The following is a 26,956-nucleotide window of genomic DNA, read 5'->3' as shown; positions in this document are numbered from 1 at the left end:
TACTCCTCGGGGCGCCGGGAACCCGCCGGCTGTGCGACAGGACCAGGAGGATCCGTATCAGTGCAGGTCAGCCCGGGTTTACGCCGGCGTTGGCCGGGCTGGTCGCGGGCCTGTCGCACCCACCGGGGGAGTCCTGTACGACGCGGTCCTGCTCGACCGCGACGGCACCCTGATCGAGGATGTGCCGTACAACGGTGACCCGGAGAAGGTCCGTCCGGTCCCCGGGGCGCGCGCCGCGTTGGACCGGCTGCGGGCCGCCGGGTTGCGCCTGGCGGTGGTGACCAACCAGTCGGGCCTGGCCCGGGGCTACTTCAGCGAGGAGCAGATGCGGGCGGTGCACGCCCGCGTGGAGGAGCTGCTGGGCGGCTTCGACGCCTGGCTGGTCTGCCCGCACGACGACTCCGACCGGTGCGACTGCCGTAAGCCCGCGCCCGGTCTGGTGCACGCCGCCGCCCGCGAGCTCGGCACGAGCGCGTCGCGCTGTGTCCTGGTGGGCGACATCGGCCGCGACGTGGGCGCCGCACTGGCCGCCGGGGCGGCCGGGGTGCTGGTGCCGACCCCGGTGACCCGACCGGAGGAGATCGCCGCCGCCGGGTGGGTGGCCGCGGACCTGCCCTGCGCGGTCGACGAGATCCTGCGCCGCCAGCGGGCCGTGCAACCCGCCGAGGTCGGCGAACGGGTGGGCACGGCGTTGGTGGTGCGGTCGGACTCGGCCGGGGACGTGCTGGTCACCGGGCCGGCGATCCGCGCCGTCGCGGCCGGCGCGCGGCGGGTGGTGCTGCTGTGCGGCCCCCGGGGACGCGCCGCCGCCGAGCTGCTGCCCGGCGTCGACGAGATCATCGAGCACCCGCTGCCGTGGATCGACCCCGCGCCGGCACCTGTCGACCCGGACGCCATGCGGGACCTGACCGCCCGTCTCGCCGCCGTCGGCGCGGACGAGGCGGTGGTGTTCACGTCGTTCCACCAGTCCGCCCTGCCGCTCGCGTTGCTGTTGCGGATGGCCGGGATCACCCGGATCGCCGCGATCAGCGACGACTACCCGGGCTCCCTGGTGGACATCCGCCACCGGGTGCCGGTGGGCGTCCCCGAACCCGAGCGGGCGCTCTCCCTCGCCGCGGCGGCCGGCTACCGGCTGCCGGTCGGCGACGAACCAGTGCTCCGGCTCCGGGCCGACGCCGTGGCGCCGCGCCCGGCCGCTGCCGGTGACCCCGGTTACGTGGTGCTGCACCCCGGGTCGGCCGCGTCGAGCCGGGCCTGCCCGACCGAGCTGGCGGCGCGGATCGCCGCCGCGCTGACCGCCGCCGGGCACCGGGTGCTGGTCACCGGCGGGCCCGACGAGCGTACGGTCACCGCCCGGGTCGCGGCGGCCGGCGGCACCGACCTGGGCGGCCGGACCGACCTGGCCGCTCTGGCCGCGCTCGTCGCGGACGCCGCCGCCGTGGTGGTCGGCAACACCGGACCCGCGCACCTGGCCGCCGCGGCCGGGGTGCCGGTCGTGAGCCTGTTCGCGCCGACAGTCCCGTTCGGGCAGTGGGGGCCGTACCGGGTGCCCACCGTCCGGCTCGGCGACGCGAGCGCGCCGTGCCGGGACACCCGGGCGGCCACCTGCCCGGTCCCGGGGCACCCGTGCCTGAGCGGCGTCGACCCGGCCGAGGTGGTCGAGGCGGTACGCACGCTCGTGCCCAGCGGTGGTGGCAACCGATGAACATCCTGCTCTGGCACGTGCACGGCTCCTGGACCACGTCCTTCGTGCACGGCAGCCACCGCTACCTGATCCCCACCACACCCGACCGTGGCCCGTACGGCCTCGGCCGGGCCCGCACCTACCCGTGGCCGGACAGCGCCGTCGAGGTCGCCCCCGACGACCTGCCCGGCAGCGACGTCGACCTGGTCATCCTGCAACGTCCGGAGGAGATCGACCTGGCCGAGCAGTGGCTCGGGCGACGCCCCGGGCGCGACGTGCCCGCCATCTACGTCGAGCACAACACCCCCAAGGGCGACGTGCCGAACACCCGCCACCCGATGGCCGACCGCGCCGACCTGCTCGTCGCCCACGTCACCGGGTTCAACCAGATCTTCTGGGACACCGGCGCGACCCGCACCATGGTGGTCGACCACGGCATCGTCGCGCCGGCCGTGTCGTACACGGGTGAACTGGACCGGCTCGCCGTGGTGATCAACGAGCCGGTGCGGCGGGGCCGGGTCACCGGCACGGACCTGCTGCCCGAGTTCGCCGCGATCGCGCCGCTGGACGTGTTCGGCATGGGCGTCGCGGGACTCGCCGACCATCTCGGGCTGCCCGCCGACCGGCTCACCAGCCACGACGACGTGCCCCAGGACCGGATGCACGCCGAGTTGGCCCGTCGGCGCGCGTACCTGCACCTGTGCCGCTGGACCTCCCTCGGGCTCAGCCTCATCGAGGCGATGGCGATCGGCATGCCTGTCGTCGCGCTCGCCACCACCGAGGCCGTGACCGCGGTGCCACCGGAGGCGGGAGCACTCGCCACCCGGATGGACACCCTGCTCGACGCCGCCCGCCGGTTCATCGCCGAGCCGGCGGCCGCACGTCAGGCCGGCGTGGCGGCACGGGCCGCCGCGCGGGACAGGTACGGCCTCGACCGTTTCCTCGCTGACTGGGACCGGCTGCTGGAGGAGGAAGTATGCGGATCGCGATGATCTCGGAGCACGCCAGCCCGCTCGCCATCCTCGGAGGCGAGGACGCCGGCGGCCAGAACACGCACGTCGCCGAGCTGTCCGCCGCGCTTGTCGCCGCCGGGCACGAGGTGCGGGTCTACACCCGCCGCGACGCCCTCGACCTGCCGGTGACCGTGCGCGCCCCGGACGGGTACGACGTGGTGCACGTGCCGGCCGGCCCGGCCGAGCCGGTAGCGAAGGACGCGCTGCTGCCGCACATGCGGGAGTTCAGCCGCTGGCTGGTCGAGCGGTGGCGCGGCGGGGACTGGACGCCCGAGGTGATCCACGCGCACTTCTGGATGAGTGGCCTGGCCGCGTTGAACGCCGGTCGGCAGACCGGGGTGCCGGTGGTGCAGACGTACCACGCGCTGGGCACGGTCAAGCGCCGCTACCAGGGCGTTCAGGACACCAGCCCGGCCCGGCGCATCTCCTACGAGCGGGAGCTGGGCCGCTCGGTGGACCGGGTGGTCGCCCAGTGCCGCGACGAGGTCGGAGAGCTGGTCCGGATGGGCGTGCCCCGGTCCCGGATGACAGTCGTGCCCTCCGGGGTGAACCTCGCCTCGTTCTCCCCGCTCGGGCCGGTCGCCGACCGTGCGCCGGGCCGGGCCCGGATCCTGACCGTCGGCCGGCTGGTCGAGCGCAAGGGTTTCCAGACGGTGGTCCGTGCGATGGCGCTGGTGCCCGACGCCGAGTGTGTGGTGGTCGGCGGCCCGCCCGAGGGGCTGCTGGAGACCGACCCGTACGCCCGCAGGCTGCGCGCCCTGGCCGAGTCGTGCGGGGTCGCCGACCGGGTGCACCTCGTCGGCGCGGTGCCCCGGGAGGAGATGGGCCGCTGGTACCGCTCGGCGGACCTGCTGGTCGCCGCGCCCTGGTACGAGCCGTTCGGGTTGACCCCGCTGGAGGCGATGGCGTGCGGCGTACCGGTGGTCGGCACCGCCGTGGGCGGCATCCGCGACACAGTCGTCGACGGCACGACCGGCGACCTCGTACCGGCCCGGGACCCCAACGCCCTCGCCGCCGCGATCCAGCGGCTGCTCGACGACCGGATCCGCCGCTTCCGGTACGCCACGGCGGCGCGCGAGCGGGTCCGGTCGCGCTATTCCTGGGCGGTCACCGCGGAACGCCTGGCCGAGGTGTACGGCGAGGTCGCCGCCGTGCGGCGGCCGAGCCGGGTGGTGGCCTGATGCCGGCGGGCAGCCCGCTCGACGTGCACCTGACCAACCTCGCCGCGGCACTGGCGCCGTACCGCAGGTGTGAACCGCAGCTGGCGCGCTGGGGCGCGGCCCTGGCGCACCGGCTGGCCGGCGGCGGACGGCTGCTCGTCGCCGGCAACGGTGGCAGCGCCGCCGAGGCCCAGCACCTCACCGCGGAGCTGGTGGGCAAGCTGCGCGACGACCGCCAGCCCCTGTCGGCCATCGCCCTGCACGCCGAGACCAGCGCGGTCACCGCCATCGCCAACGACTACGGCTACGCCGATGTCTACGCCCGCCAGGTCCGCGCCCACGGCCGGCCCGGCGACGTGCTGTTGCTGCTCAGCACCAGCGGCACCAGCGGCAACCTGCTCGCCGCCGTGCACGCGGCGCGCGACGCCGGCCTCACCACCTGGGCGCTCACCGGGCCCGCCCCCAACCCGCTCGCCGACGCCTGCGACGAGGTGCTGGCGGTGCCGTCGGCCGACAGTCAGGTCGTCCAGGAGCTGCATCTCGTGACCAGCCATCTGCTCTGCGAGTACCTCGAACAGGAACTGCCCGCAGCGCTTGCCGTGACAGGTGCCGCCGCGGGCGTGCCCGCCGAGCCGGCGCCGGCCGGTCGGCTCGCGTCCGGGCCGGTGCGGACCGGGGTCGAGGTGGTGCTCGACGGCGGGGCCGGACAGCAGGTCGACGCGTGAGGATGAGGAGGAAAGCGTGAGGGGACCCGTGGTGGTGGTCGGGGACACCCTGCTCGATCGGGACGTGGAAGGGGTGGTGAACCGCCTCTGCCCGGACTCCCCGGTCCCGGTGCTCGACGAGACGTCGGCCGTCGACCGGCCCGGCGGCGCCGGCCTCGCGGCGGTCTTCGCGGCCGCGCAGGGCGCCGAGGTGGTGCTGGTCACCGCGCTCGCCGACGACGCCGGTGGCGCGCGGCTCAGCGCGCTGCTCGCCGCGGCCGGCGTGCAGGTGTACCCGCTGAGCCTGGCCGGGGCGACGCCCGAGAAGATCCGGTTGCGGGCCCGGGGCCGGGTGCTGCTGCGTCACGACCGGGGCGGCGCCTCCGGTGAGCCGGGCCAGCCGTCCGACGAGGTGCTGCGGGTGCTCGCTGCCGCGTCGGCGGTGCTGGTCAGCGACTACGGCCGGGGAGTGGCCCGCCAGCCCGCGCTGCGTGCCGCGCTGGCCGCCACCCGCGCGCCGGTGGTGTGGGACCCGCACCCGCGCGGTCCGGCGGCGGTGCCCGGGGTGCACCTGGCCACCCCGAACGAGTCGGAGGTACGCGAGCTGGTCCCCGCGCTGCCCGGCGCGTCCCGGCTGGCCGCCGCGTCCCGGGGCGCGCAGGGGCTGCGGCGGCGGTGGCGGGCCGGCGCGGTCGCGGTGACGTTGGGCGGGGACGGCGCGTTGCTCTGCCACGCCGGATCGACGCCGCTGGTGGTGCCCACCCCGGGCAGCGCCGAGGGCGACACCTGCGGGGCCGGCGACCGGTTCGCCGCCGCCGCCAGTCTCGCCCTGGCCGAGGGCGCGCTGGTCTCCGAGGCGGTGCAGGCGGCGGTCGCCGAGGCGTCCGCGTACGTGGCGGGCGGGGGAGTGGCCACGGCCCTGCCGCCACCGGAACAGCCACTTTCGCGCATCCTGCGAGCGGGCCGCGCACCGGCGAGCGGGCACGCGATCGCCGGCCCGGGTGGCGAGCGGGTGGGCATCGCTGCGGTCGCCACGCTGCTCGCCGAGGTGCGGGGTGCCGGCGGCACCGTGGTGGCCACCGGAGGCTGCTTCGACCTGCTGCACGCCGGACACGTGGCCACCCTGCAGGCCGCCCGCCAGCTCGGCGACTGCCTGATCGTCTGCGTGAACTCCGACACCAGCGTGGCCGGCTTGAAGGGGCCGGACCGGCCGGTCATGTCCGAGGGTGACCGTGCCCGGCTGCTGGCCGCGCTGAGCTGCGTCGACGCGGTCCTCGTCTTCGACGAGCCGACGCCCGAGGCGGTGCTGTCCTGGCTGCGCCCCGATGTCTGGGTCAAGGGCGGCGACTACGCCACCGGCGGCGGCGACGAGGCCGGGCTCCCCGAGGCCGAGGTCCTGCGCCGCTGGGGCGGGAACACGGTGGTGGTGCCGTACCTCGACGGTCGTTCCACAAGTGACCTGATCGCCCGTTCGGCCGGCGATCCGGCGCCCGGCCTGGGCGGACGACCGCAGCAGCCGGTGTCGACGACGCGGGAGCGCGCCCGATGACCGCCACGAGGCCCGGCGCCGGGCCCACCGTCCTGGTCACCGGCGGCTCCAGCGGGCTCGGCGCGGCGGTGGTCGCGGCGGTGGCCGCCTCCGGTGGCCGCCCGCTCGTGCTGGACCGGCAGGCGCCGGCCGACGGCGTGTCGTGGACCGAGTGCGACCTCGCCGACACCCGCGCCGCCGAGGTGGCCACCGTGCACCTCGCAGAGCAGGCCGGTGGCCTGGACGCGGTGGTCACGGCGGCCGGCATGGACGTGCCGGGTCGGCTCGCCGACGTGCCGGGGGAGACCTGGGACCGGATCGTCGCCGTGGACCTGCTGGCCACCGCCGCGGTGATCCGGGCCGCGCTGCCGTTCCTGCAGACCTCCCGCGGTCGCATCGTCACCGTCGCCTCGACCCTGGGGGTCAAGGCGGTCAGCGACGCCACCGCGTACTGCGCGGCGAAGTTCGGCGTGGTCGGGTTCACCCGCGCCCTGGCCGCCGAGCTCGCCGGCGAGGTCGGGGTCACCCTGCTCATTCCGGGCGGGATGCGCACCGCGTTCTTCGACGAGCGCGACCCGCAGTACAAGCCGGGGCCGGACGCCATCCTCAACGACCCCGTGGACACCGCCGCGGCGGTCATGTTCGCGCTCAACCAGCCGCCCGGCTGCGCGGTGCGCGAGCTGGTGGTCTGCGCCGAGCAGGAGACGTCGTACCCGTGATCCTCGTGCTGCGCGCCCTCGGCGTCGGCGACCTGGTCACCGCGGTGCCGGCGCTGCGGGCGTTGCGGGCCGCGTACCCCGACCGGGAGCTGGCGCTCGCCGCGCCCGGCGGCCTGGCCCCGCTTGTCGACCTGGTCGGGGGCGTCGACCGGCTGGTGGACACCGCCGGGCTGGACGGGCCGTCCTGGCCCGGCCCCGCCCCGGAGGTCGCGGTGAATCTGCACGGGCGCGGACCACAGTCGCATCGACTGCTGGCCGCCGCCCGTCCGGGGCGGCTGCTCGCCTTCGCGAACGCCGACGCCGGGTTCGGCGACGGGCCGCGGTGGGTCGCCGACGAGCACGAGGTGGACCGCTGGTGCCGGCTGCTGTCCTGGTACGACATTCCGACCGACCGCCGGAATCTCGGCCTGCGCCGGCCCGCGACGGCTGGCCGGCCGACCGGCGCCACAGTCCTGCATCCGGGCAGCAAGGTCCCCGCCAAGCGGTGGCCCGCCGAACGGTTCGCGGCCCTGGCCCGGGCTCTCGACGAACGGGGGCACCGGGTGCTGGTCACCGGTTCGGCCGACGAACGCGCGCTGGCCGCCCGGGTGGCCGACGAGGCCGGCCTGGCGCCGGACGCTGTGCTGGCCGGCCGGACCGATCTCGGCGCGCTGGCCGCGCTGGTCGCCGACGCCCGCCTGGTGGTCAGCGGGGACACCGGCGTGGCCCACCTGGCCACCGCGTACGGGACCGCGTCGGTGGTGCTCTTCGGGCCGGTGCCCCCGGCGGTGTGGGGGCCGCCGCCGGACCGGCCCCGACACCGGGCGCTGTGGGTCGGCGACGGGGATTGGCGCAGGTGGGACGGGGTAGGAAGCCACCCGACACTGACGGCCCTGCGCCTCGACGAGGTGCTGGCCGCCGTGGACGAGGTGGAGAGGGCGGTGCGGGTCTCCGGTGCGGTTGCGGCGTAGCGACCCGGGTCGGCCCGGTTACGGGCGACGCCGGCGCGGTAAGGGCTGGACCTTCGTCGATCCGGGCGGCGCGGTCGTGCGGGATCCCGCCGTCCTGGCGCGGCTGCGGGACCTGGTGATCCCGCCGGCCTGGGAGAACGTGTGGATCGCGCCGCACGCGAACGGGCACATCCAGGCGACCGGCGTCGACGCGGCCGGACGCAAGCAGTACGTCTACCACCCGGTGTGGCGGGAGAAGCAGGACGCGGCGAAGTTCGACCACATGCTGGAGGTGGCCCGGCGGCTGCCGGAGCTGCGGGATCGGGTGGGTCAGGACCTCAGCGGGCGAGGGTTGGGCCGGGACCGGGTGCTGGCGACCGTGGCCCGCCTGCTCGACATGGGGATGTTCCGGGTCGGCAGCGACCAGTACGCGGCCGGCGACGACCCGACGTTCGGGGTGTCCACCCTGCGTCCGGAGCACGCCCGTAGGCGCGGCGACTGCGTGGTCTTCGAGTTTCCCGCCAAGGGCGGCATCGAGCAGGTGCGCCGGATCGAGGACCCGGAGCTGTGCGAGGTGCTGGTCAACCTGCGCCGGCGTCGTCGACGGGCGGAGCGGCTGTTCGGCTACTGGGACGGTCGGGAGTGGCGCGACGTGCGCAGCGACGAGGTCAACGGCTACCTGCGCGATGCCAGCGGCGGCGAGATGACCGCCAAGGACTTCCGCACCTGGCATGCCACGGTGCTCGCCGCCGCGGAGTTGGCCGCGGCCGACCCGGCCCGCTCGACCACCGCCCGGCGCAGGGCGGTGGCGGCGGTGATGCGTGCGGTGGCCGAGCTGCTGGGCAACACCCCGACGGTGGCGCGGACGTCCTACGTGGACCCCCGGGTCGTCGACCTCTACCACGACGGAGTGGTGGCACCTGTGGATCCGGGTGCGCCTCGTGCGGAGATCGAGCGGATCGTGTTGGAGTTGTTGGAGAAGGCCTGACCGGCCCCGCCGACGATCCTGGGGGGGAAGCGACGGGGCCGGAGCCTCGGCCCGGGGGCGGCACCGGGCGGCCGCCCGCCGCATCCCGCGGCGGGCGCCTCGCCACGGCCCCCGTTCGTGGCCGCTGTCGAGCCCGGGTGCGCGGGCATTGCCTCGGCCACGTCGGTCGTCAGTCTGCCCGGGACGAGTTGACTCTGGACGCCAGGCGGTTGACGGGCCGCGCCGGAAGCGCCATGCCGTCGCGACACTCCTGCGGGCTCATCCCGTACTCCGCCCGGAACACGCGACTGAAGTGGGCCTTGTCGCCGAAGCCCCAGTGCGCGGCGATGACCTGCACGGGCTGGGTCCGCAGCGTCGGGTCGGTCAGGTCACGCCGGCACCGGGCCAGCCGAAGGTCCCGGATGTACGACGCGACGGTGGCGTTCTCGGCCTCGAAGAGGCGGTGCAGGGTGCGCAGCGAGATGTGCTGGGCGTCCGCGACGACCTGCGGGCTGAGCGTCGCGTCGCCCAGGTGGCGGTGGATGTACGCCTGCACCTGGGCGACCAGCGCCCGGCGGCGGACCTCCGTCGGCACCGCGTCCTCGGCGACGAGATGCCGGCCGAGCATTGTGGTGACCAGGTCCAGCCCCACCGCGCCGAGCCGGTCGGCGTCGGCGGCGTGGTACTGCTCCCGATGGCCGGTCACCTGGAGCAGGAACTGCGCCAGCAGCGCCCCGAGCCCCTCGCTGCCGGACATCCGGCCGCCGTAGAGGGCGACCATCCGCTGGCGTGGCAGCGGCAGTGCGTCGTGCGGGATCAGCGTGATGATCGAGGTGGCCGGGGTCCGTTGCGGATCGGTCGAGTGGTGACAGACGTCGTGTTCGCGGGAGGCGTCGTAGAAGGTGAACTCGCCGGCCAGGATCTCGCTGCGACGACCGTCCTGACTGGACGTGCCGACGCCTCCGGTGGTGAGGGCGAGCACGTAGAGTTCCGGGTCCGACCGGCGGACCAGCTTGCGGGTGCGGGTGGCGTCCAGCGACGGGTACTGGTACTCGACCAGTTGGATCGCGCCGAGGTCGACGAAGTCGGCCCGGGCGGCGAAGTCGGCCGTGTGTTCGGATCGGATCCGCAGCGGCGCGGAGGTGCGCGCCACCAGGTCCAGCCACATGCCGAACCGTTCACCGGGTGGCAGGACCGTGGTGTCGACGGTCTCGACGGGCAGCATCGGGGCCGCCTCAGGCCGCTCGGCGGGCGATCAGCGCCTCGATGCCGTCGAGGATCCGGTCCAGGCCGAACGTGAACTCGTCGTCCGGGTCGTCGTCCTGGTCGAGGACGCCGGCGTTGAGCACCCGCAGCAGCGCCGGGAAACGGGCCGGGTCGATCAGGCGGCCCACCATCCGGCCGTACGCCGGCATCAGCTCGCCCGGCTCGATGCCGGCGGCCCGGCTGCCCTCGGCGATCTGGTTGGTGAGTGTCGCCTCGTTGCGGACATACCCGGTGATCAGCAGGATCACCGACATCTTCTCGGCCTCGGCCAGGACGGTGGCGTCCATGCAGCGCAGCCCGTCCTCCATCCAGTCGAGCTGCTGGGGCGTGACAGGTGGGCCGGTGATCGGCACGTGCAGCAGCCAGGGGCGCTGTCGCAGCACGTCGTGTTCGGCCCAGGCCCAGCGGGTCAGGCGGGCACGCCAGTCGTCGTCCGGCGCGGCCGGGCCGGGCGACGGGCCGTAACCGGCGTCCACCATGAGCATCAGCAGCTCGTCCTTGGAGCCGACGTGCCGGTAGAGGGCCATGGTGGCCGCGCCCAACTCCTTGGCCACCCGGCTCATCGAGACGGCCGTCAGCCCGTCGGCGTCGGCGACCCGCACGGCGGCGTCGACGATGGCGGGCACGCTGAGGCCGGGTCGGGGGCCCCGCGGCGGCCGCTCGCGCAGGCCCCAGGCGCTCTCGATGGCCGGCGGGAGCGCCGGGCCGGTGTCGTCTTGCGTCTCCGCCACATTTCCTCCTTGCCCCGCCATCCTAGTTCTGCGTATGGTCTACGCATAACAGCGTACGTCATACGCAGAAGGAGTCCTCCCATGACAGCGACGACCTCACCGGCACCCCGCGCGGGCCGGCGGGAGTGGATCGGGTTCGCGGTGCTGATGCTGCCGCTGCTCCTGGTCTCGATGGACGTGTCGGTGCTCTACTTCGCCGTCCCGTTCATCAGCGAGGAGCTGCGGCCCACCGCCACCCAGCAGCTCTGGATCTTCGACATCTACGGTTTCGTGCTCGCCGGACTGCTGATCACCATGGGCGCGCTCGGCGACCGGATCGGCAGGCGTCGGCTCCTGCTGCTGGGCGCCACCGCGTTCGGCGCCGCGTCCCTGCTGGCCGCGTACGCCGACAGCGCCGCGACGCTGATCGCCGCGCGCGCCGTGCTCGGCGTCGGCGGGGCCACCCTGATGCCGTCCACGCTCGCCCTGGTGCGCAACATGTTCCACGACGCCAAGCAGCGGGGCACCGCGATCGGCATCTGGACCGCCACGCTCACCGGCGGCATCGCCGTCGGTCCGGTGCTCAGCGGCGTCCTGCTGGAGCACTTCTGGTGGGGCTCCATCTTCCTGATCAACATTCCGGCGATGGTGCTGCTGCTCCTGCTCGCCCCGGTCCTGGTGCCCGAGTTCCGCAACCCGGTGCGCGGGCGGTTCGACCTGCTCAGCGCGGCGCTGTCGCTCGGCGCGCTGCTGCCGGTGATCTACGGCATCAAGGAGATGGCCCGCGACGGCGTCAGCGCGGTCCGGGTGCTGGCGGTCGTCGCCGGTCTGCTCGTCGGGGCGCTCTTCCTGCACCGGCAGCGGACCCGGGCTCACCCGATGGTCGACCTGGCGCTGTTTCGCCGCCACGGCTTCGCCGGGTCGCTCGCGGTCAACCTGCTGGCGATGTTCGCCCTCGTCGGGTTCGCCATCTTCACCACCCAGCACCTGCAACTGGTGCTCGGCCTGAGCCCGCTGCGGGCGGCGCTGTGGAGCCTGGTGCCGTCCCTCGCCGTGGGCGGCGTCGCCCCGGCCGCCGCCGCGCTCGCCCAGCGTGTCGAGCGGGCGTACCTGATCGGCGCCGGCTTCGCGATCGCCGTGCTCGGCTTCGCGGTGCTGACCCGGGTCACCCCCGAGACGCCGCTCTGGCTGCTGCTGGTCGGCGCCAGCGTGTACGCGGGCGGCCTGGTGATGGTGATGTCGCTGGTCACCGAGCTGGTCCTCGGTGCGGCGCCGCCGGAGCAGGCAGGTGTCGCCTCCGCGCTGACCGAGTCCAGCAGCGAGCTGGGCGGCGCGCTGGGGATGGCCATCCTGGGCAGCGTGGGCGCCGCGATCTACCGCCGCGAGGTCCTGGACGAGCTGCCGGCCGGGCTGCCGGCCGACGCCCGCGACGCGGCCGGGGAGACGCTGGGCGGCGCTCTCGCCGTGACCCGGGGACTGCCGGCGGAGGTGGGAGACGCGGTGCTGCACGCGGCCCGGTTCGCCTTCACCGACGGGCTGCACCTCGCCGCGATCGCCGCCATGGTGGCGATGGTTCTGGGCGCGGTGGTCGCGCTGGTGACGCTGCGTGGCGTCCGGCCGGCCGACCCGGCGGCACTGGCCGCCGAGCCGACCGAACCGGGCGGTACGCCGCTGTCGGAAGCGTCGTCGGTCAGTCGTTGAGCACGTGGGCGAGCCGGTCGCGGAACCTCCGCTCGGAGTCGCTCACCGACTCGCCGCCGAGGCCGAGCAGTCCGCCGCTGGACGCGGCGCCGACCACCTGGTCCGCGATCTTCACGAGCCAGTGCTTGTACGCCCCGGCCTCGCCCTCGTCGACGCGGGCGGCCAGCAACGCGGACGCCTCACCGGCCCGTACCAGCACGTCGTCGATGTACCCCTGCGGGTCGGCGGGCGCGATGACCGGCAGCTCCTCGCCGGCCTCGGGGTCGCCGACCTGGGTCACGATCTCGCCGGCCACGGCGGCGACCAGCGGGCTGGCCGACTCCCGGCCCGCGCCGATGGTCTCCAACCCGGCCGCGTTCTCCGCCATGGTCCGGCGGGTGCCGTCGGACTCGGCGGCGCTCGCCGCGGTCAGCACCGACTGCGGAAGACCGACCAACAGCCCCCACTCCCCGTCGGAGAAACCGAAACCGGTGTACGCCGGCTGCTCGATCACGGCAATGCCCCTTCCGCCCTGCTCAGTGTGGTCAATCCACGGGCCCCGCACCGGTGCCCGGGTCAGGCTAGTCCAGGGTCAGCAGACCCTGCTCGGACACCACGCGCACCGACAGGGTCTTGTACCCGACCTCATCGAAGAGAACCGTCATCTTGTCGTCCTCGTAGGAGAGCACCAGGCCGTGCCCCCACTCCGCGTGGCGCACCTGGCTGTGCACCGGAAACGGCCCGACCGCGCCCTGGTCGGCCACGCTGGTGCCCCGGTGGCAGTTGTCGCAGTGCGCGCAGACCTCGGTCATCTGCTCGCCGAAGTAGGCCAGGAGGGTCTGCCCGCGACAGGCCGTGGTCTCGGCGAAGGCCCGCATCATGTCGGTTCGGGAGCGGGTCACGGTCTGCTGGCGTTCCGCCTCGGCCAGCGCCGCCGCCGCCGCGTCGGTCGGGGTGGGCGAGTAGCGGGGCGCCCCGATGCGCTGGCGGGCGCGCGGCTCGGCGGCGCCGACCTGCTCCAGCAGCGACAGGTACTGGCCCAGTTTGCGCGGGCCGAGACCGGTGGTCTCGCGCAGCTCGGTCTTGGTGGCCGGCTTGCGGCGCAGCAGCGCGGCCAGGTCCCGCAGCTCCTCGGAGTCCGGCAGGCCGCCGCTGAAGAATCGTTGCAGGCCGACGTCCTCGGCCTGCCAGAGCAGTAGCACCCGGGCCGGCTGCCCGTCGCGCCCGGCGCGGCCGATCTCCTGGAAGTAGCTGTCCGGCGAGTCGGGCAGCGCCATGTGCACCACCCAGGCGATGTTCGGCTTGTCGATGCCCATGCCGAACGCCGAGGTGGCCACCATGATCGGCACCTGGTCGGCGAGGAACGCCTCGTGCAGCTCGTTGCGCGCGCCGGTCGCCATTCCACCGTGGTAGAACTGCGCCGGGAAGCCCGCCCCGGTCAACCGCTCGGCCAGCTCCTCGGCCGACCGGCGGGTCGGCACGTAGATGATCCCCGGTCGCTCGTCGTCGCGCAGCAGCGCGATCAGCCGCCGCCACCGGTAGTCCTCGGTGGGGCAGTGCGCCACCTCCAGGAACAGGTTGGGCCGGTCCAGCCCGGACACCACCACCTCCGGCTCGCGCAGCCGCAGGCGGGCGATGATGTCGTCGCGTACGGGCGGCGAGGCGGTGGCGGTCAGCGCGACCACCGGCGGCCGGCCGATGCCCTCGATGAGGTGGCCCAGCGCCAGGTAGTCGGGCCGGAAGTCGTGCCCCCAGGCGGAGATGCAGTGCGCCTCGTCGATCGCCACCAGCGCCGGCTTCAGCGCGGCGACCTCGGCCATCCGGTCCGGGTTGCTCAACTGCTCCGGCGTGATGAACAGGAACTCCGCGCGGCCCGACTCGATCTCGGCGATCGCCTCGGCCTGCTGCGCGGCCGACTCGTTCGAACTGATCCGCACCGCCCGCAGCTCCGGACGCTGCCGCTCGTTGAGCGCCGCGATCTGGTCCTGCTGGAGCGCCAGCAGCGGAGAGATCACCACGGTCGGGCCGGGGATCAGGCTGGCCGGGATCTGGTAGATCGCCGACTTGCCGGCGCCGGTGGGCAGCACCACCAGGGCGTCACGGCGCTTCATCACCGCACGCATGGCGGCGAGCTGGTTGGGCCGCAGCGCGTTCCAGCCGAAGAGGCTCCGCGCCGCGCGGCGCAACGTCATCGAGTGCGTGGACAGTTTCATCGAGGGCCGGAGGTACCCGAGCCCATGACCGCCGAAACGCGTTCGGCGATCATGGGCTCGGCGGATCCGTGGCTCAGCGCAGGCGGGGGAGCACCTCGCGCTGATAGAGGTAGAACAGCCCCTGGTAGTGCGGGCCCGTGTTGGCCACGTACACCTCGTCGAAGCCGGCCTTGGCGTACTTGTCGATCATCTCCAGGTGTGCCTCGGCGCTGTTGCCGCAGACGAACGCGTCGCGCACCATCTCCGGCGTGACCAGCTCGGCGGCCTGCTCGAAGTGCCGCGGCGAGGGCAGCACCTGGGACAGCTCGCCCGGCACCCCGGCGTTGGGCCAGCGCTCGTACGCGATCCGCGCGCCCTCGGACTCGCTGGCCGCGTACGCCGCCTTGAAGCCGGCCTGGCACGGCTTGTCACCGCCGCCGTTCTCGCGGAAGCGCCGGACCATGTCGCCGTCGGGCATGGTGCTCACGTAGCCGTCGCCGATGCGGGCGGCCAGGTCGATGGCCTTCGGCCCGAACCCGGAGATGTAGATCGGCGGCGGCGTGTCGGGCAGGGTGTAGATCCGGGCGTGCTCGACCGTGTAGTGCTTGCCGTGGTGGTTGACGAAGCCGCCCTCCCACAGCTCGCGCAGCACCTCGACGGCCTCCTCCAACATCTCCAGTCGGACGTCGGCCTCCGGCCAGGCGTCGCCGAAGATGTGCTCGTTGAGCGCCTCGCCGGTGCCGACGCCGAGCACGAACCGCCCGCCGTGCAGCACCGCGCTGGTCGCCGCCGCCTGGGCGATCACGGCCGGGTGGATCCGTACGGTCGGGCACGTCACCGCAGTGGTCACCGGCAGCGAGCAGACCTGGCTGAGCGCGCCGATCATCGACCAGACGAACGGGCTCTGACCCTGCGCGTCCACCCAGGGGTGATAGTGGTCGGAGATCCACAGCGCCTCGAAGCCGGCCCGTTCGGCGCCGCGTGCCTGCTCCACCAGCTCGGCCGGCGTGAACTCCTCACTGGACAGAAAATAACCGATCTTCATCGTGCCCCCTCGGCGCGCGTGTCCTGCTCGATGCCGAAGCCGTACCCCGGCGGCGGCGGGTCACACACCGGTTCGGGCGCGGCGACGCCAGGTCACCGTCGGCCGAACATCGCCCGGATCGCCGCGAGCAGGAGCAGGGCGCCGACCACCAGGCCGAGAAGGCGTACGCCGGGGATGTCGGCCGGGCTCGTGGCGTCGGCCAGCAGGGCGGGATCCATCCCCGCACTCTCCCCGGGAACGGTGCCGCCGGGCAACTGTAAGGTTTATTGACTATTGAATCGCTCGGTGTGACCATGGCAGCACCGCCTGCCGGTGGCGGTGCGCCGAGGGCGCGCGAGAGATGGGGTACGGGGGCCGCATGAGCGAGCGCAACCAGCGGGTCGGCGCCACGGCGCCCGCGACCGACGTCGAGCGTTTCGGGACCACGGCGTGACCGCGCCCGCCGGGCACCTTCCGGCACTGGCCGCCGCCGTCCTGCAACCCGGGTTCGTCGGCACCACGCCGCCACCCTGGGTGTGCCGCTGGCTCGGCGAGGGGCTCGGCTCGGTGGTGCTCTTCGCCCGCAACGTCGTCGACACCGCCCAGGTGGCGGCGCTGACCGCCACGCTGCGCGCCGAGCGGCCGGACGTCATCGTGGCGATCGACGAGGAGGCCGGCGACGTCACCCGCATCGAGTCCGGCCGGGGCAGCTCCCGACCGGGCAACTTCGCCCTCGGCGCGGTCGACGACCCGGCGCTGACCGAGGCGGTCGCCCTCGACCTGGGCATCGAGCTGGCGGCGGCCGGGGTGACCCTCGACTACGCGCCCGACGCCGACGTCAACTCCAACCCGGCCAACCCGGTGATCGGCGTCCGGTCGTTCGGGGCCGACCCGGCGCTCGTCGCGCGGCACACCGCCGCCTGGATCAGCGGGTTGCAGCGCGGCGGCGTGGCCGCCTGCGCCAAGCACTTCCCCGGGCACGGTGACACCCGCGTCGACTCCCACCACGACCTGCCCCGGATCACCGCCGACCGGGCCCGTCTGGACGCCTGCGAGCTGGCGCCGTTCCGCGCCGCCGTGGCGGCCGGCGTGCAGGCGGTGATGACCGGTCACCTGCTGGTGCCCGCGCTCGACGAGCGGCTGCCGGCCACGCTGAGCCAGCGCATCCTGGGCGGGCTGCTCCGCGACGAGATGGGCTTCTCCGGCGTGGTGGTGACCGACGCGGTGGAGATGCGCGCGGTCGCCGACCGGTACGGCTTCGCCGGTGCGGCGGTGCGGGCGCTCGCCGCCGGGGCCGACGCGATCTGCGTCGGTGGTGAGCGGGCCGACGAAGGGGCGGCCCGGGAGCTGCGCGACGCCATCGTGGCCGCCGTCGTCGCCGGTGAACTGCCCGAGGAACGCCTCGCCGAGGCCGCCAAACGGGTCGGTCAGCTCGCCGCCTGGACGGTGGCCGCCCGCGCCGCCCGCTCGGGCGCCGTCCACGGGGCCTCGGATGTCGGGCTGGTCGCAGCCCGTCGTGCCGTGCGGATCACCACCGGCCCGGACGCGCCGAGCGCGCTGCCGCTGACCCGCGCCGCGTACGTGGTCGAGTTCGAGCCGCCACGCAACATCGCCATCGGCGCGGAGACCCCGTGGGGCATCGGGGAACCGCTGGGCGAGCTGCTGCCCGGCACGACGACGGTCCGCCACGCCGAGCCCGACGTGCCCGCCGACCCGGGCGCCGCAGCCGGGGACCGCCCCCTCGTTCTGGTGGTGCGTGACCTGCACCGGCACGAGTGGATGCGCGCGGCGGTGCGGCGTGCGCTCAGCGCCCGGCCCGACGCGGTGGTGGTCGAGCTGGGCGTGCCCGAGCTGGTCACCGGGGCGGTGCACCTGGCCGCCCACGGCGCCACCCGGGCCAGCGGGCAGGCCGCCGCCGAGGCGCTGACCGGCCGGGCCCGCTGACCCCCGGGTGACCGGTCGGGTTACGGCTGCTCGGCGACCAGGTCGGCGTACTCGGGGTGCTTGTCGATGAACGCCGCCACGAACGGGCACTGCGGCACCACCCGGCCGCCGCGGGCACGCACCTGATCCAGGGTGCCCCGGATCAACGCGCCGCCGACGCCCTTGCCCTGGAAGGCGCGGTCCACCTCGGTGTGGGTGAAGACCAGCACCTCCCCGCGGGGCACGTACGCGGTGAAGCCGGCCAGCGCGTCGTCGACCAGGATCTCGAAGCGGTTCTTGGCGGGGTTGTCCTCGACGAGGGTGCTCACCGGGCCATTGTCCCCGTCCGGTCGGCCACCGCGTCGAGTTCGGCCAGCAACCGGTCCACCTCGTCCGCCGTGTTGTAGTGGTAGATGCTGGCCCGCACCGCGCCGCCGCTGTCGCGCAGACCCAGCGTCTGGAAGTACTCGTAGGCGTAGTAGTCACCGGACGACAGGCAGAACCCGGCCTCGCCCAGCGCCTGCTGGGTCGCCACCGGCGACATCCCGGCGACCCGGAAGGAGACCGTCGGGCAGCGCCGCGCCGGCGAGCCGTAGACGGTGATCGCGGGCCGCGCGGCGAGACCGGCGAGCAGCCGGTCCAACAGCGCCTCCTCGTGCGCCTGCGCGGCGGCCAGTCCGGCCCGCAGCCGCGCCCGGCGGTCACCTATCGCGTCCGGGTCCAGCCCGGCGAGGTGGTCCACCGCGGCGGTCACGCCGGCCAGCAGCGCGAAGCTCGGCGTGCCGTACTCGAAGCGGTCCGGCACCGCGTCCGAGGACGGCACCAGCTTCGCCGGGCGCAGCGCCGCCCACCGGGCCGGGTCGGCCACCATCGCGGCCAGGTGCGGCCCGGACCACTTGTACGCGCTGGTGACCAGCACGTCCGCGCCGAGCGACGCCAGGTCGGTCGGCCCGTGCGGCACCGAGTGGACTCCGTCGACGCAGACCAGTGCCCCCACGGAGTGCGCGATCTTGGCGATCGCCGGCACGTCCGGCACGGTGCCGATGGCGTTGCTGCCGGCGGTCACCGCGACCAGCCGGGTCCGCTCGCCGACCAGGTCGGTGTACTGACCGGTGGGCAGCTCGCCGGTGTGCCTGTCGAACTCGGCCCAGCGCACCGTCGCGCCGGCCGCCTCGGCGGCCTGCACCCACGGGCGCACGTTGGCGTCGTGGTCGAGCCGGGACACCACCACCTCGTCGCCGGGCCGCCAACCAGCGCCGAGCGTGCGGGCCAGGGTGTACGTCAGCGCGGTCGCGCTCGGGCCCAGCACCACTCCGTCCGGCTCGGCGCCGAGCAGGTCGGCGACCGCCTGACGGGCCGCCGCCACCACCTCCAGCGAGCGGCGGCCCGGCTCGAACGCGGCGCTGCGGTTGCCGATGGCCGTCCGCATGACGTCGGTGACCGCGTCGATCACACCGGCCGCGGTCTGGGTGCCCCCGGCGCCGTCGAAGTGGGTGAAGCCCTCGGTCAGGGCGGGATAGGCGGCCCGGGTACGGGCGATGTCGAAGGCCATGTCGGGACCCTAGCCGGGGTGCGTTGCGCGCTCGCTCCCGGCTGGGCGTCGCAGACGTCTCGTACCCTTGGCGAGGTGACGAACCGACCCACCACCATCGGCCTGCCCCCCGTCCGCCGCGCCGCCGGCCTGTTCGCCGGTCTCGCGCTCGGCCTCGCCGTGCTCGCCGGTTGCAGCTCCCAGGGCGCCTCCACCGACTGTGGGCTGGACGCCTGCACCGTCACCTTCGAGCGGGGTGTCGACGCGAGCGCCACGATCCTGGGCGTCGAGGCCAAGCTCGTCGGGGCCGAGGGCGACCAGGTGACCGTCGAGGTCGCCGGCGAGCAGCTCACCCTCACCACCGGCCAGCAGGCCACCGAGGCCGGCGGCTTCGCGGTCACCGTCGACAGCGTCACCGACCAGCAGGTCAAGATCCGCGTTTCCCGCAACCCGGGCAACTGACCTGGCGGGCGGCGGTGGCCGACGTTTGGGAATCGTCGAAATCGGAGATTGTGGCAGCATGTCACTCACCCGTAGCGCCGAAGCCACCGCCTCCCGCACGGCGGACAGCCGGTGGCTGGAACTCCTCGCCCGGGCCGGCTTCATCGGCTACGGCATCGTCCACCTGCTCTTCGCCTGGTTGGCCCTGCAGATCGCGTTCGGCACGTCGTCCGACGACGGCGACCAGTCCGGCGCGCTGCGGACGCTCGCCGCGCAGCCACTGGGCAAGTTCCTGGTCATCGCCACCGCGGTCGGCCTGCTCGCCATGGCGATCTGGCAGGGGCTGGAGGCGGCGGTCGGGCACCGCGCCGAGCGGGGCCGGGAGCGGGTCACCGAACGGCTCGCCTCGGCCGGCCGGACCATCGTCTACCTCTACTTCGCCTGGACCGCGTTCAAGGTCTTCTCCGACGCCGGCTCCAACAGCGCCGACAGTCAGGAGGCGCTGACCGGCAAGCTGATGACCTCCACCGGGGGCCGCTGGCTGGTCGGCCTGGCGGGACTGGTGGTCGCCGCGATCGGTGTCGGCCTGGTGATCTACGGGCTGAAGAAGACGTTCGAGAAGCACCTGAAGACCGGCGAGATGAGCCCGCAGACCCGCAAGCTGGCCCGTCGCCTCGGGATCGCCGGCTACGTCGCCAAGGGCGTCGCGTACGGCATCGCCGGCCTGCTGGTCATCGTGGCCGCGGTCAACTACGACCCGGAGAAGGCCCGCGGCCTGGACGCTGCCCTGCGCACGCTGCGCGAGCAGTCGTACGGCACGGCCCTGCTGACCCTGGTCGCCCTGGGCATCGCCTGCTTCGGCGTCTACTGCTTCCTCCAGTCCCGGTACCGCAAGGTCTGAGCTGGTCGATACCGGGGACGTGCGGCACTATTGGGCTTTTGCCCGAAGTACCGCCCCCCCCCGGGTCGAAGGGAAGCGCCCCACTCGTGCAGAGCTATCTCGAAACGGCCGTCGCCGCGCTCGCCGCGGCGGCGGTCGCCCTTTTCCTGGTCGAGGTCATCCACCGGCTCACCCGACGGTTCGGTCGGCGCTCGCTGTTGATGACCGAGTTGACCGACCACGCGCACCGCCCGTTCCAGGTCGCCGCCACGGTGCTCGCGGTGCAGTTCGCCGTCCGCTTCAGCACCGGGTACGCCGTCGGTGAGAGCTGGCGGCGGCTGCTGCTGCACCTGCTGGTGCTCTGCGTGATCGCCAGCGCGGCCTGGCTGGTGGCGGCGTTGCTCGTCGTCGTGGAGGACACCGCGCTCGCCCGGTTCCGCGTCGACGTGCCGAACAACCGGCACGCCCGACGGGTGCGGACCCAGGTGGTGATGCTGCGGCGGCTGACCATCGCGGTGATCGTCATCCTGACCGTCGGCGTGATGCTGATGACGTTCCCGAGCGTGCGCGGCATCGGCGCCGGCGTGCTGACCTCCGCCGGTGTGGTCGGTGTGGTGGCCGCGCTGGCCGCCCAGAGCCTGCTCGGCAACGTCTTCGCCGGGCTGCAACTCGCCTTCAGCGACGCGGTCCGCCTCGACGACGTGGTGGTCGTCGAGGGGGAGTGGGGCCGGATCGAGGAGCTGACCCTGAGCTACGTGGTGGTCCAGATCTGGGACGACCGGCGGCTGATCCTGCCCACCTCGTACTTCACCAGCAAGCCCTTCCAGAACTGGACCCGGACCGAGGCGGCAGTGCTCGGCACCGCCGAGTTCGACGTCGACTGGGCCGTGCCGGTGCAGACCATGCGGGAGGAGCTGCGCCGGCTGGTCGAGGGCACCGAGCTGTGGGACGGCCGGGTCTGCGTCCTGCAGGTCACCGACGCCACCGGCGGGACGGTACGGGTGCGCGCGCTGGTCAGCGCCGCCGACGCGGGCAGCCTGTGGGACCTGCGCTGCCTCGTCCGCGAGCACCTGGTTGCCTGGATCCGGGACAACCGGCCCACCGCGATGCCGCGGATGCGTACCGAGCTGGGCGACGCCAGCAGCAACCTGCCGTGGCAGTGGGTGCAGCCCCGGCGGCCGACCCGACGTCCGGGCGGCACCGAGGCCCCCGACGACGCGCGCGTCTTCGGCGGGAGCGACGACGGCGACGCCCGCAGCGAAGCCTTCGTCGGCCCCGACGAGACCCCCACCCCCAGTCCCACTCCCGCCACCCCGTCCCGCTGACCCCCCACCCGCTGCCCGCCCACCGCTGACCCCTTCCGGTGATCAAGAGGTTTGCGTCAGTAAAGGTGCCACTCCTGACGCAAACCTCTTGATCACCGTCAAAGGGGGGTGGGTGGGGAGGTTTGGGTTGGCGTTGGCGGGGGACCTGCTGCCGGGCATCTCTGTCGGCGATCGGCGCGGCAACCGGACAACAGGAACTGTCGCCGACCCGGGGCGCTCTAGGATTGACGGGCGGCAACTCCGGGCATACAGCGCGGTGATGAGGAAAGGAGGACAGCATGGCTGACGTGGCAAATGCCCGCACATCCCGCAATGGGAGCGAGCCCTCCACCGCCGAGCTGGTGCAGCGGGCCACCGAACAGGTCTCCCGTCTGGTACGGGACGAACTGGCGCTGGCCCGGGCGGAGTTGACCCAGAAGGGCAAGCACGCCGGCATCGGGATCGGCCTGTTCGGCGGCGGCGGCGCGCTGGCGTTCTACGGCCTGGGCGCGCTGGTCGTCACGGCGATCCTGCTGCTCGACCTGGTGCTGCCCGCCTGGGCCGCCGCCCTGATCGTCGCGGTGGCTCTCTTCCTGGTTGCCGGCATTCTCGCGCTGGTGGGAAAGAATCAGGTCAGCCGTGCGGTCCCGCCGATGCCGGCGGCAGCGGTCCGCAGCCTCCGGGCTGATGTGGACACCGTCGCCGCCGCGGTGAAGGACAGGGGTCGGGCATGACGGGCAACGGGACGGGCGACACCGAGGCCCTGCGCGAGGAGATCCGCCGCACCCGGGTCGAGCTGGGCGAGACGATGGAGGCGCTGGCCGCCAAGGCGGACGTCAAGGCCCGCCTGAAGGAGTCCGCCGACCAGGCGCGGGAGCGGATGCGCGAGCAGGCGGCGCAGACCATGGCCCGGGTCCGCGGGCAGGCCGCCCGCGGCGCGGGGATGGCACGCGCCCAGGCGTACGACAAGGGCGGCCTGGTCCGCGAGAAGAGCGAGCTGGTACGACGCAACCCGGTGCCGTGGGCGGCGATCGCCGCCAGCGCGGTGGCCACCGTGGTGGTTCTGATGATCGTGCGGGGGAGGCGTAGGTGAGCAAGAGCATCGGCAGGGTCGCGTACCGGCCGGTCGGCGTGTTGTTGGGTATCGCCGCGGGTACGGTGGCCGGCGCGATCTTCCGGCAGGTCTGGAAGGTCACGGCGGGCGACGGCGAGGCGCCCAACGCCACCGACGAGGACCGCCGTTGGGGCGAGATCCTGGCCGCCGCGGCGTTGCAGGGGGCCATCTTCGCGGTGGTCCGGGCCGCAGTGGACCGGGGTGGAGCGGTTGGCGTCCGCCGGATGACCGGCCACTGGCCGGACTGACCGACATCGACGTCGGGCCCCCTTCCCCATCGACGGGAAGGGGGCCTTTCGCATGGCTCCGCACGCCGCCCAGCGATCTCGGGCATCCGTCAGGTCACATGTCGGAGAAATTCGTCGGACAGGTCGTGCAGACTTTTTGCGTACGTGATTTGCTGTTCCACGCTGTTGCGAGATGGCGTGGGTTGAGAGAAGTTCCCTTCGTGGGGGCCGCCTCAGACGCCGCTGCTCGAAAACGGCCAATCGGCCGCACGGCGTGCACGGCCGCCAGTTTTAGAAGGAGATACACATGGCGCAGGGAACCGTGAAGTGGTTCAACGCTGACAAGGGCTTCGGCTTCATCACCGTCGACGGCGGGGGTGCTGACGTGTTCGTCCACTTCTCGGCCATCCAGACCAGCGGCTACCGCACGCTGGAGGAGAACCAGCGAGTGGAGTTCGAGATCGCCCAGGGTCAGAAGGGCCCGCAGGCCGAGCAGGTCCGTCCCCTCTGACGAGGGTGGCCGGCCCCCGCCGGTCAGTGGACGACCCGGCCAGGGGTCGTTGCGATGAAGCCCCGTATCCCTTCCGGGATGCGGGGCTTCCCACATTCTTCTCGTCAGAGTCGACGGCGCGAGCGCAGGCCCAGCCAGAGCACGACCAACCCGGCCAGGGCCACGATCGGGCCGATCACCGCCCAGAGCCGCTCGTCGGTCATCGCGCTGCCGCGGACGTAGCCGAGGCCCTGCACCGTCCACACCGCACCGATCACCACGGCCAGCAGGCCGAGGGTGAGCGTCAGCCAACCTCTCATCGCGCGCCCTCCTTCGGAGATCGGGCGGCACACCGCCCGAGGCCCCCAGCATCGCCGTCGCGGCGGTGCGACGCGAGCACCCGGGGTGGGCGGTTCACCACCGGTCGTGCACCTGCGGGCGGATCAGCTCGTCGTAGACCTCGCGTACCCCGGCCAGTTGCGCGGCCGTGAGCGGCGGCAGGTCGGCCGCCGCGGCGTTGCGCCGGGCCTGCTCGGCGTCGCGGGCGCCGGGGATGACGACTGTGACGCCGGCCTGGTCCAGCACCCACCGCAGCGCGAACTGCGCCATCGTGCGGTCGGCGTCGACGAGCGGCGCGAGCCGGCGCACGGCCGCGAGCCCCTGCGTGTAGTCGACGCCGGAGAACGTCTCGCCGACGTCGAACGCCGCGCCCTGGCGGTTGAAGTTGCGGTGGTCGTCGGCCGGGAACTGGGTGTTCTCGTCGTAGCGGCCGGAGAGCAGGCCGCTGGCCAGCGGCACCCGGGCGATGATGCCGACCCCGGCCTGCGCGGCCGCCGGCAGCACCTGCTCCAGCGGCTTGTGCCGGACGGCGTTGAGGATGATCTGGACGCTGGCCACGCCGGGCCGGGCGATCGCGGTGAGTGCCTGGTCGCAGGTCTCCACGCTGACCCCGTACCCCGCGATGGCCTTTTCGGCGACGAGGGTGTCCAGGGCGTCGAAGACGGTGTCGTCGGCGAAGACGGCGGTCGGCGGGCAGTGCAGCTGGACCAGGTCCAGGGTGTCCATGCCGAGGTTGGCCCGGGACCTGTCGGTCCACTGCCGGAAGTTGGCCAGGGTGTACGCCTCCGGCCGCTGCTCGACGCGCCGGCCCATCTTGGTGGCGACGGTCAGGCCGGCGTCGGACCGGGAGCGCAGGAAGCGGCCGATCAACTGCTCGCTGCGGCCGTCGCCGTACACGTCGGCGGTGTCCAGAAAGGTGACTCCGGCGTCCACGGCGGCGTCGAGCACGCCCATGGCGTCGGCCTCGCTGACCGTGCCCCAGTCGGCGCCGAGCTGCCAGGCGCCCAGGCCAACCACTCCGACGGTCCGGCCGAGCCGGTTGAAGCTGCGCTGTTCCATACCCCGAGCCTAGTGATCGGGTTGCCGGCCTGCCACGCGAGCCGTACCGTAAACAAGACGGACGTACGGTTTGGAGGCGGAGATGTGGGATCCGACGACGTACCTGCGCTACGGCGACGAGCGCTCCCGGCCGTTCTACGACCTGCTGGCCCGGGTCCCGGCCGTCCGGCCCCGCACGGTGGTCGACCTCGGCTGCGGCCCCGGCCAACTCACCGCGACCCTCGCCGGGCGCTGGCCGGACGCCCGGATCGTCGGCCTCGACTCCGCGCCGGAGATGATCGACCGGGCGCGGGCCCTGCCGACACCTGTCGAGTTCGCCGTCGCCGACCTGCGGAACTGGCGCCCGGCCGGCGACGAGGACGTGGTGGTCACCAACGCGGCCCTGCAGTGGGTGCCCGGGCACCAGGAGCTGCTGCGCCACTGGGCCGCCGACCTGCCCGACGGCGCCTGGCTCGCCATGCAGGTCCCCGGCAACTTCGACGCCCCGTCGCACCGGGCGCTGCGCGAGGTCGCCGGCCGCCCCGCCTGGCGTGCCGAGCTGGCATCGCTACTGCGCGCCCACCCGGTCGACGACCCGGCCGACTACGCTGAGCTGCTGACCGCCGCCGGCTGCGCGGTGGACGCCTGGGAGACTACGTACGTGCACCTGCTGCCGGCCGAACCCGCCGCCGACCACCCGGTGCTCGCCTGGATGGAGGGCACCGCGCTGCGCCCCGTCCGGGCCGCCCTGGACGCGGCCGGCTGGTCGGCCTTCCGGGCCGAGCTGGGCGTACGGCTCGCCGCCGCGTACCCGGTGCGGCACGGCCAGGTGTCCTTCCCGTTCCGCCGCGTCTTCGTCGTCGCCCGCACCGGCGCTCATGCCCAGGAGAACCCGTGACCGACCTGACCACCTTCATCGCCGGCCTGCCCAAGGTGGAGCTGCACGTGCACCACGTCGGCTCCGCCTCCCCCCACATCGTCGCCGAGCTGGCCGCCCGGCACGAGGGTCGCTCGCCCGTCCCGGCCGACCCGGCGGCCCTCGCCAGCTACTTCGAGTTCCGCGACTTCGCCCACTTCGTCGAGGTCTACCTGAGCGTCGTCGACCTCATCCGCGACCCGGAGGACGTCTGGCTCCTCACCCACGAGGTGGCCCGGGAGCTGGCCCGCCAGCAGGTCCGCTACGCGGAGCTGACCATCACCCCGTACTCGCACGTACGCCGGGGCATCCCCGCGCCGGCGTTCTGCGAGGCGATCGAGGACGCCCGCAAGCGCGCCGCCGCCGACTTCGGCCTCGAACTGCGCTGGTGTTTCGACATCCCCGGCGAGGCCGGCCTGCCGGCGGCCGAGGAGACGCTGCGCATCGCGCTCGACGAGCGCCCCGACGGGCTCATCAGCTTCGGTCTGGGCGGCCCCGAGATCGGCGTGCCCCGGCCGCAGTTCCGGCCCTTCTTCGACCAGGCCCGCGCCGCCGGGCTCCACTCGGTGCCGCACGCGGGCGAGACCACCGGCCCGCAGACCGTCTGGGACGCGCTGAACGAGCTGGGCGCCGAGCGGATCGGCCACGGCATCTCCGCAGCCCAGGACCCGGAGCTGCTCGCGCACCTGGCCGAGCGGCAGATCGGCATGGAGATCTGCCCGACGTCCAACGTCCGGACCCGGGCCGTGGCCAACCTCGACGAGCACCCGCTGCCCCGGCTGGTCGAGGCCGGGCTGCTCGTCACCATCAACTCCGACGACCCGCCGATGTTCGGCACCACCCTCAACGACGAGTACGCGGTGGCCGCCCGGCTGCTCGGGGCGGGCCCGGGGGAGCTTGCCGCACTGGCCCGCAACGCGGTGACCGCGTCCTTCCTGGACCCGGCCGGCAAGCAGCGGATCACCGCCGAGATCGACGCGTACCTCGCCAGCGCCGGCTGACGCCGATCGGGCCGGGCCGCTCGGGTGAGCGGGGCGCGCGGCGGGAGCGTGGGTGTGGGGGGACCTGAGACTCCCGCCGCGCGCGCGGCTCCACCGGCCGGTGTGGGTGCGCGGTGCGCTGGCCGGTGGAACTGGTGGGTTCGTGCTCTGATCCTGTCAGCCCGCAAGCCTCTGAC

29 protein-coding genes are annotated in these 26,956 nt (G+C 73.9%); 19 read left to right on the top strand and 10 right to left on the bottom strand.

The window, feature by feature from the left end; all coding sequences use genetic code 11:
- The first annotated feature begins 133 nt into the window (after positions 1-133).
- From AB0B39_RS26110 to AB0B39_RS26075, 8 genes are read left to right on the top strand one after another with little or no spacing between them, the layout of a single operon-like run.
- Positions 134-1,705 (top strand): HAD-IIIA family hydrolase, encoded by a 1,572-nt coding sequence (locus tag AB0B39_RS26110; protein WP_357575687.1) that lies wholly within the window; start codon positions 134-136, stop codon positions 1,703-1,705.
- Positions 1,702-2,676, top strand: coding sequence for a glycosyltransferase (locus AB0B39_RS26105; protein WP_357575656.1), 975 nt, complete (start codon positions 1,702-1,704; stop codon positions 2,674-2,676). The genes AB0B39_RS26110 and AB0B39_RS26105 overlap by 4 nt, the downstream gene beginning before the upstream one ends.
- Complete coding sequence (locus tag AB0B39_RS26100; protein WP_357575655.1) at positions 2,661-3,878, top strand: glycosyltransferase; 1,218 nt, start codon at positions 2,661-2,663, stop codon at positions 3,876-3,878. The genes AB0B39_RS26105 and AB0B39_RS26100 overlap by 16 nt, the downstream gene beginning before the upstream one ends.
- Positions 3,875-4,582 carry an SIS domain-containing protein gene (locus AB0B39_RS26095; RefSeq protein WP_357575686.1) on the top strand — a complete coding sequence of 236 codons (708 nt, stop codon included), beginning with the start codon at positions 3,875-3,877 and terminating at the stop codon, positions 4,580-4,582. Before AB0B39_RS26100 ends, AB0B39_RS26095 begins: the two co-directional genes overlap by 4 nt.
- Before the next feature lie 16 nt (positions 4,583-4,598).
- Positions 4,599-6,110 carry a PfkB family carbohydrate kinase gene (locus AB0B39_RS26090; RefSeq protein WP_357497478.1) on the top strand — a complete coding sequence of 504 codons (1,512 nt, stop codon included), beginning with the start codon at positions 4,599-4,601 and terminating at the stop codon, positions 6,108-6,110.
- Positions 6,107-6,808, top strand: a complete 702-nt coding sequence (locus tag AB0B39_RS26085; RefSeq protein WP_234589389.1) for an SDR family oxidoreductase — start codon at positions 6,107-6,109, stop codon at positions 6,806-6,808. Before AB0B39_RS26090 ends, AB0B39_RS26085 begins: the two co-directional genes overlap by 4 nt.
- Positions 6,805-7,758: a glycosyltransferase family 9 protein gene (locus AB0B39_RS26080; RefSeq protein WP_357575654.1), complete on the top strand. Its 954-nt coding sequence runs from the start codon at positions 6,805-6,807 to the stop codon at positions 7,756-7,758. Before AB0B39_RS26085 ends, AB0B39_RS26080 begins: the two co-directional genes overlap by 4 nt.
- Complete coding sequence (locus tag AB0B39_RS26075; protein ID WP_357575653.1) at positions 7,742-8,725, top strand: DNA topoisomerase IB; 984 nt, start codon at positions 7,742-7,744, stop codon at positions 8,723-8,725. The genes AB0B39_RS26080 and AB0B39_RS26075 overlap by 17 nt, the downstream gene beginning before the upstream one ends.
- 169 nt (positions 8,726-8,894) lie before the next feature.
- Here AB0B39_RS26075 and AB0B39_RS26070 read toward each other — a convergent pair whose 3' ends face one another.
- Entirely contained in the window at positions 8,895-9,929 is a 1,035-nt protein-coding gene (locus AB0B39_RS26070; protein ID WP_357497484.1) for a helix-turn-helix domain-containing protein, read from the bottom strand.
- 10 nt (positions 9,930-9,939) lie between these two features.
- Positions 9,940-10,701 carry a TetR/AcrR family transcriptional regulator gene (locus tag AB0B39_RS26065; RefSeq protein ID WP_357497486.1) on the bottom strand — a complete coding sequence of 254 codons (762 nt, stop codon included), beginning with the start codon at positions 10,699-10,701 and terminating at the stop codon, positions 9,940-9,942.
- 81 nt (positions 10,702-10,782) lie between these two features.
- On the opposite strand from AB0B39_RS26065, the gene AB0B39_RS26060 reads away from it, so the two are divergent.
- Positions 10,783-12,381, top strand: coding sequence for an MFS transporter (locus tag AB0B39_RS26060; protein ID WP_357575652.1), 1,599 nt, complete (start codon positions 10,783-10,785; stop codon positions 12,379-12,381).
- Here AB0B39_RS26060 and AB0B39_RS26055 read toward each other — a convergent pair.
- From AB0B39_RS26055 to AB0B39_RS26040, 4 genes are all read right to left on the bottom strand, one after another.
- Positions 12,371-12,874 (bottom strand): hypothetical protein, encoded by a 504-nt coding sequence (locus tag AB0B39_RS26055; RefSeq protein WP_234589383.1) that lies wholly within the window; start codon positions 12,872-12,874, stop codon positions 12,371-12,373. The genes AB0B39_RS26060 and AB0B39_RS26055 overlap by 11 nt on opposite strands.
- 67 nt (positions 12,875-12,941) lie before the next feature.
- A complete protein-coding gene (locus AB0B39_RS26050; protein WP_357575651.1) occupies positions 12,942-14,573 on the bottom strand; it encodes an ATP-dependent DNA helicase RecQ in 1,632 nt (543 codons plus the stop codon).
- A gap of 73 nt (positions 14,574-14,646) precedes the next feature.
- Positions 14,647-15,597, bottom strand: a complete 951-nt coding sequence (locus AB0B39_RS26045; protein ID WP_357575650.1) for a TIGR03557 family F420-dependent LLM class oxidoreductase — start codon at positions 15,595-15,597, stop codon at positions 14,647-14,649.
- Between the two features lie 92 nt (positions 15,598-15,689).
- Positions 15,690-15,815, bottom strand: coding sequence for a hypothetical protein (locus AB0B39_RS26040; protein WP_255421242.1), 126 nt, complete (start codon positions 15,813-15,815; stop codon positions 15,690-15,692).
- 211 nt (positions 15,816-16,026) lie between these two features.
- On the opposite strand from AB0B39_RS26040, the gene AB0B39_RS26035 reads away from it, so the two are divergent.
- Entirely contained in the window at positions 16,027-17,520 is a 1,494-nt protein-coding gene (locus tag AB0B39_RS26035) for a glycoside hydrolase family 3 N-terminal domain-containing protein (protein ID WP_357575649.1), read from the top strand.
- A gap of 20 nt (positions 17,521-17,540) precedes the next feature.
- On the opposite strand, the gene AB0B39_RS26030 is transcribed toward AB0B39_RS26035, so the two are convergent.
- Positions 17,541-17,828, bottom strand: a complete 288-nt coding sequence (locus tag AB0B39_RS26030; RefSeq protein ID WP_357575648.1) for a GNAT family N-acetyltransferase — start codon at positions 17,826-17,828, stop codon at positions 17,541-17,543.
- On the bottom strand, positions 17,825-19,051 hold the full coding sequence (locus AB0B39_RS26025; RefSeq protein ID WP_357575647.1) for a cysteine desulfurase-like protein: 1,227 nt from the start codon (positions 19,049-19,051) through the stop codon (positions 17,825-17,827). The genes AB0B39_RS26030 and AB0B39_RS26025 overlap by 4 nt, the downstream gene beginning before the upstream one ends.
- A gap of 75 nt (positions 19,052-19,126) precedes the next feature.
- On the opposite strand from AB0B39_RS26025, the gene AB0B39_RS26020 reads away from it, so the two are divergent.
- The 7 genes from AB0B39_RS26020 (at position 19,127) to AB0B39_RS25990 (ending at position 23,507) form a co-directional block, all read left to right on the top strand.
- Positions 19,127-19,492 carry a hypothetical protein gene (locus AB0B39_RS26020; protein ID WP_234589362.1) on the top strand — a complete coding sequence of 122 codons (366 nt, stop codon included), beginning with the start codon at positions 19,127-19,129 and terminating at the stop codon, positions 19,490-19,492.
- Between the two features lie 58 nt (positions 19,493-19,550).
- Positions 19,551-20,372, top strand: a complete 822-nt coding sequence (locus tag AB0B39_RS26015) for a DUF1206 domain-containing protein (protein ID WP_234589361.1) — start codon at positions 19,551-19,553, stop codon at positions 20,370-20,372.
- An 86-nt stretch (positions 20,373-20,458) separates the two neighbouring features.
- The gene (locus tag AB0B39_RS26010; protein WP_357497501.1) at positions 20,459-21,676 is read left to right on the top strand and encodes a mechanosensitive ion channel domain-containing protein; all 1,218 of its coding nucleotides are present in this window, start codon (positions 20,459-20,461) and stop codon (positions 21,674-21,676) included.
- A 278-nt stretch (positions 21,677-21,954) separates the two neighbouring features.
- Positions 21,955-22,389, top strand: a complete 435-nt coding sequence (locus AB0B39_RS26005; RefSeq protein WP_234589353.1) for a phage holin family protein — start codon at positions 21,955-21,957, stop codon at positions 22,387-22,389.
- On the top strand, positions 22,386-22,748 hold the full coding sequence (locus AB0B39_RS26000; RefSeq protein ID WP_357575646.1) for a DUF3618 domain-containing protein: 363 nt from the start codon (positions 22,386-22,388) through the stop codon (positions 22,746-22,748). The genes AB0B39_RS26005 and AB0B39_RS26000 overlap by 4 nt, the downstream gene beginning before the upstream one ends.
- Positions 22,745-23,017, top strand: a complete 273-nt coding sequence (locus tag AB0B39_RS25995; protein WP_234589348.1) for a DUF4235 domain-containing protein — start codon at positions 22,745-22,747, stop codon at positions 23,015-23,017. The genes AB0B39_RS26000 and AB0B39_RS25995 overlap by 4 nt, the downstream gene beginning before the upstream one ends.
- A gap of 286 nt (positions 23,018-23,303) precedes the next feature.
- Positions 23,304-23,507 (top strand): cold-shock protein, encoded by a 204-nt coding sequence (locus AB0B39_RS25990; RefSeq protein ID WP_011905669.1) that lies wholly within the window; start codon positions 23,304-23,306, stop codon positions 23,505-23,507.
- A 104-nt stretch (positions 23,508-23,611) separates the two neighbouring features.
- On the opposite strand, the gene AB0B39_RS25985 is transcribed toward AB0B39_RS25990, so the two are convergent.
- Entirely contained in the window at positions 23,612-23,806 is a 195-nt protein-coding gene (locus AB0B39_RS25985) for a hypothetical protein (protein ID WP_357575645.1), read from the bottom strand.
- A gap of 94 nt (positions 23,807-23,900) precedes the next feature.
- Positions 23,901-24,884, bottom strand: a complete 984-nt coding sequence (locus AB0B39_RS25980) for an aldo/keto reductase (RefSeq protein WP_357575644.1) — start codon at positions 24,882-24,884, stop codon at positions 23,901-23,903.
- 82 nt (positions 24,885-24,966) lie between these two features.
- Here AB0B39_RS25980 and AB0B39_RS25975 point away from each other — a divergent pair, with 82 nt between their 5' ends.
- On the top strand, positions 24,967-25,761 hold the full coding sequence (locus AB0B39_RS25975; RefSeq protein WP_357575643.1) for a trans-aconitate 2-methyltransferase: 795 nt from the start codon (positions 24,967-24,969) through the stop codon (positions 25,759-25,761).
- Complete coding sequence (locus AB0B39_RS25970) at positions 25,758-26,780, top strand: adenosine deaminase (protein WP_357575642.1); 1,023 nt, start codon at positions 25,758-25,760, stop codon at positions 26,778-26,780. The genes AB0B39_RS25975 and AB0B39_RS25970 overlap by 4 nt, the downstream gene beginning before the upstream one ends.
- Positions 26,781-26,956: the final 176 nt, after the last annotated feature.

The organism is Micromonospora sp. NPDC049114, from assembly GCF_040648635.1.
Lineage (GTDB): Bacteria > Actinomycetota > Actinomycetes > Mycobacteriales > Micromonosporaceae > Micromonospora.
The sequence above is the reverse complement of the archived record's forward strand: the minus strand, read 5'-3'. Positions and strand labels throughout refer to the sequence as shown.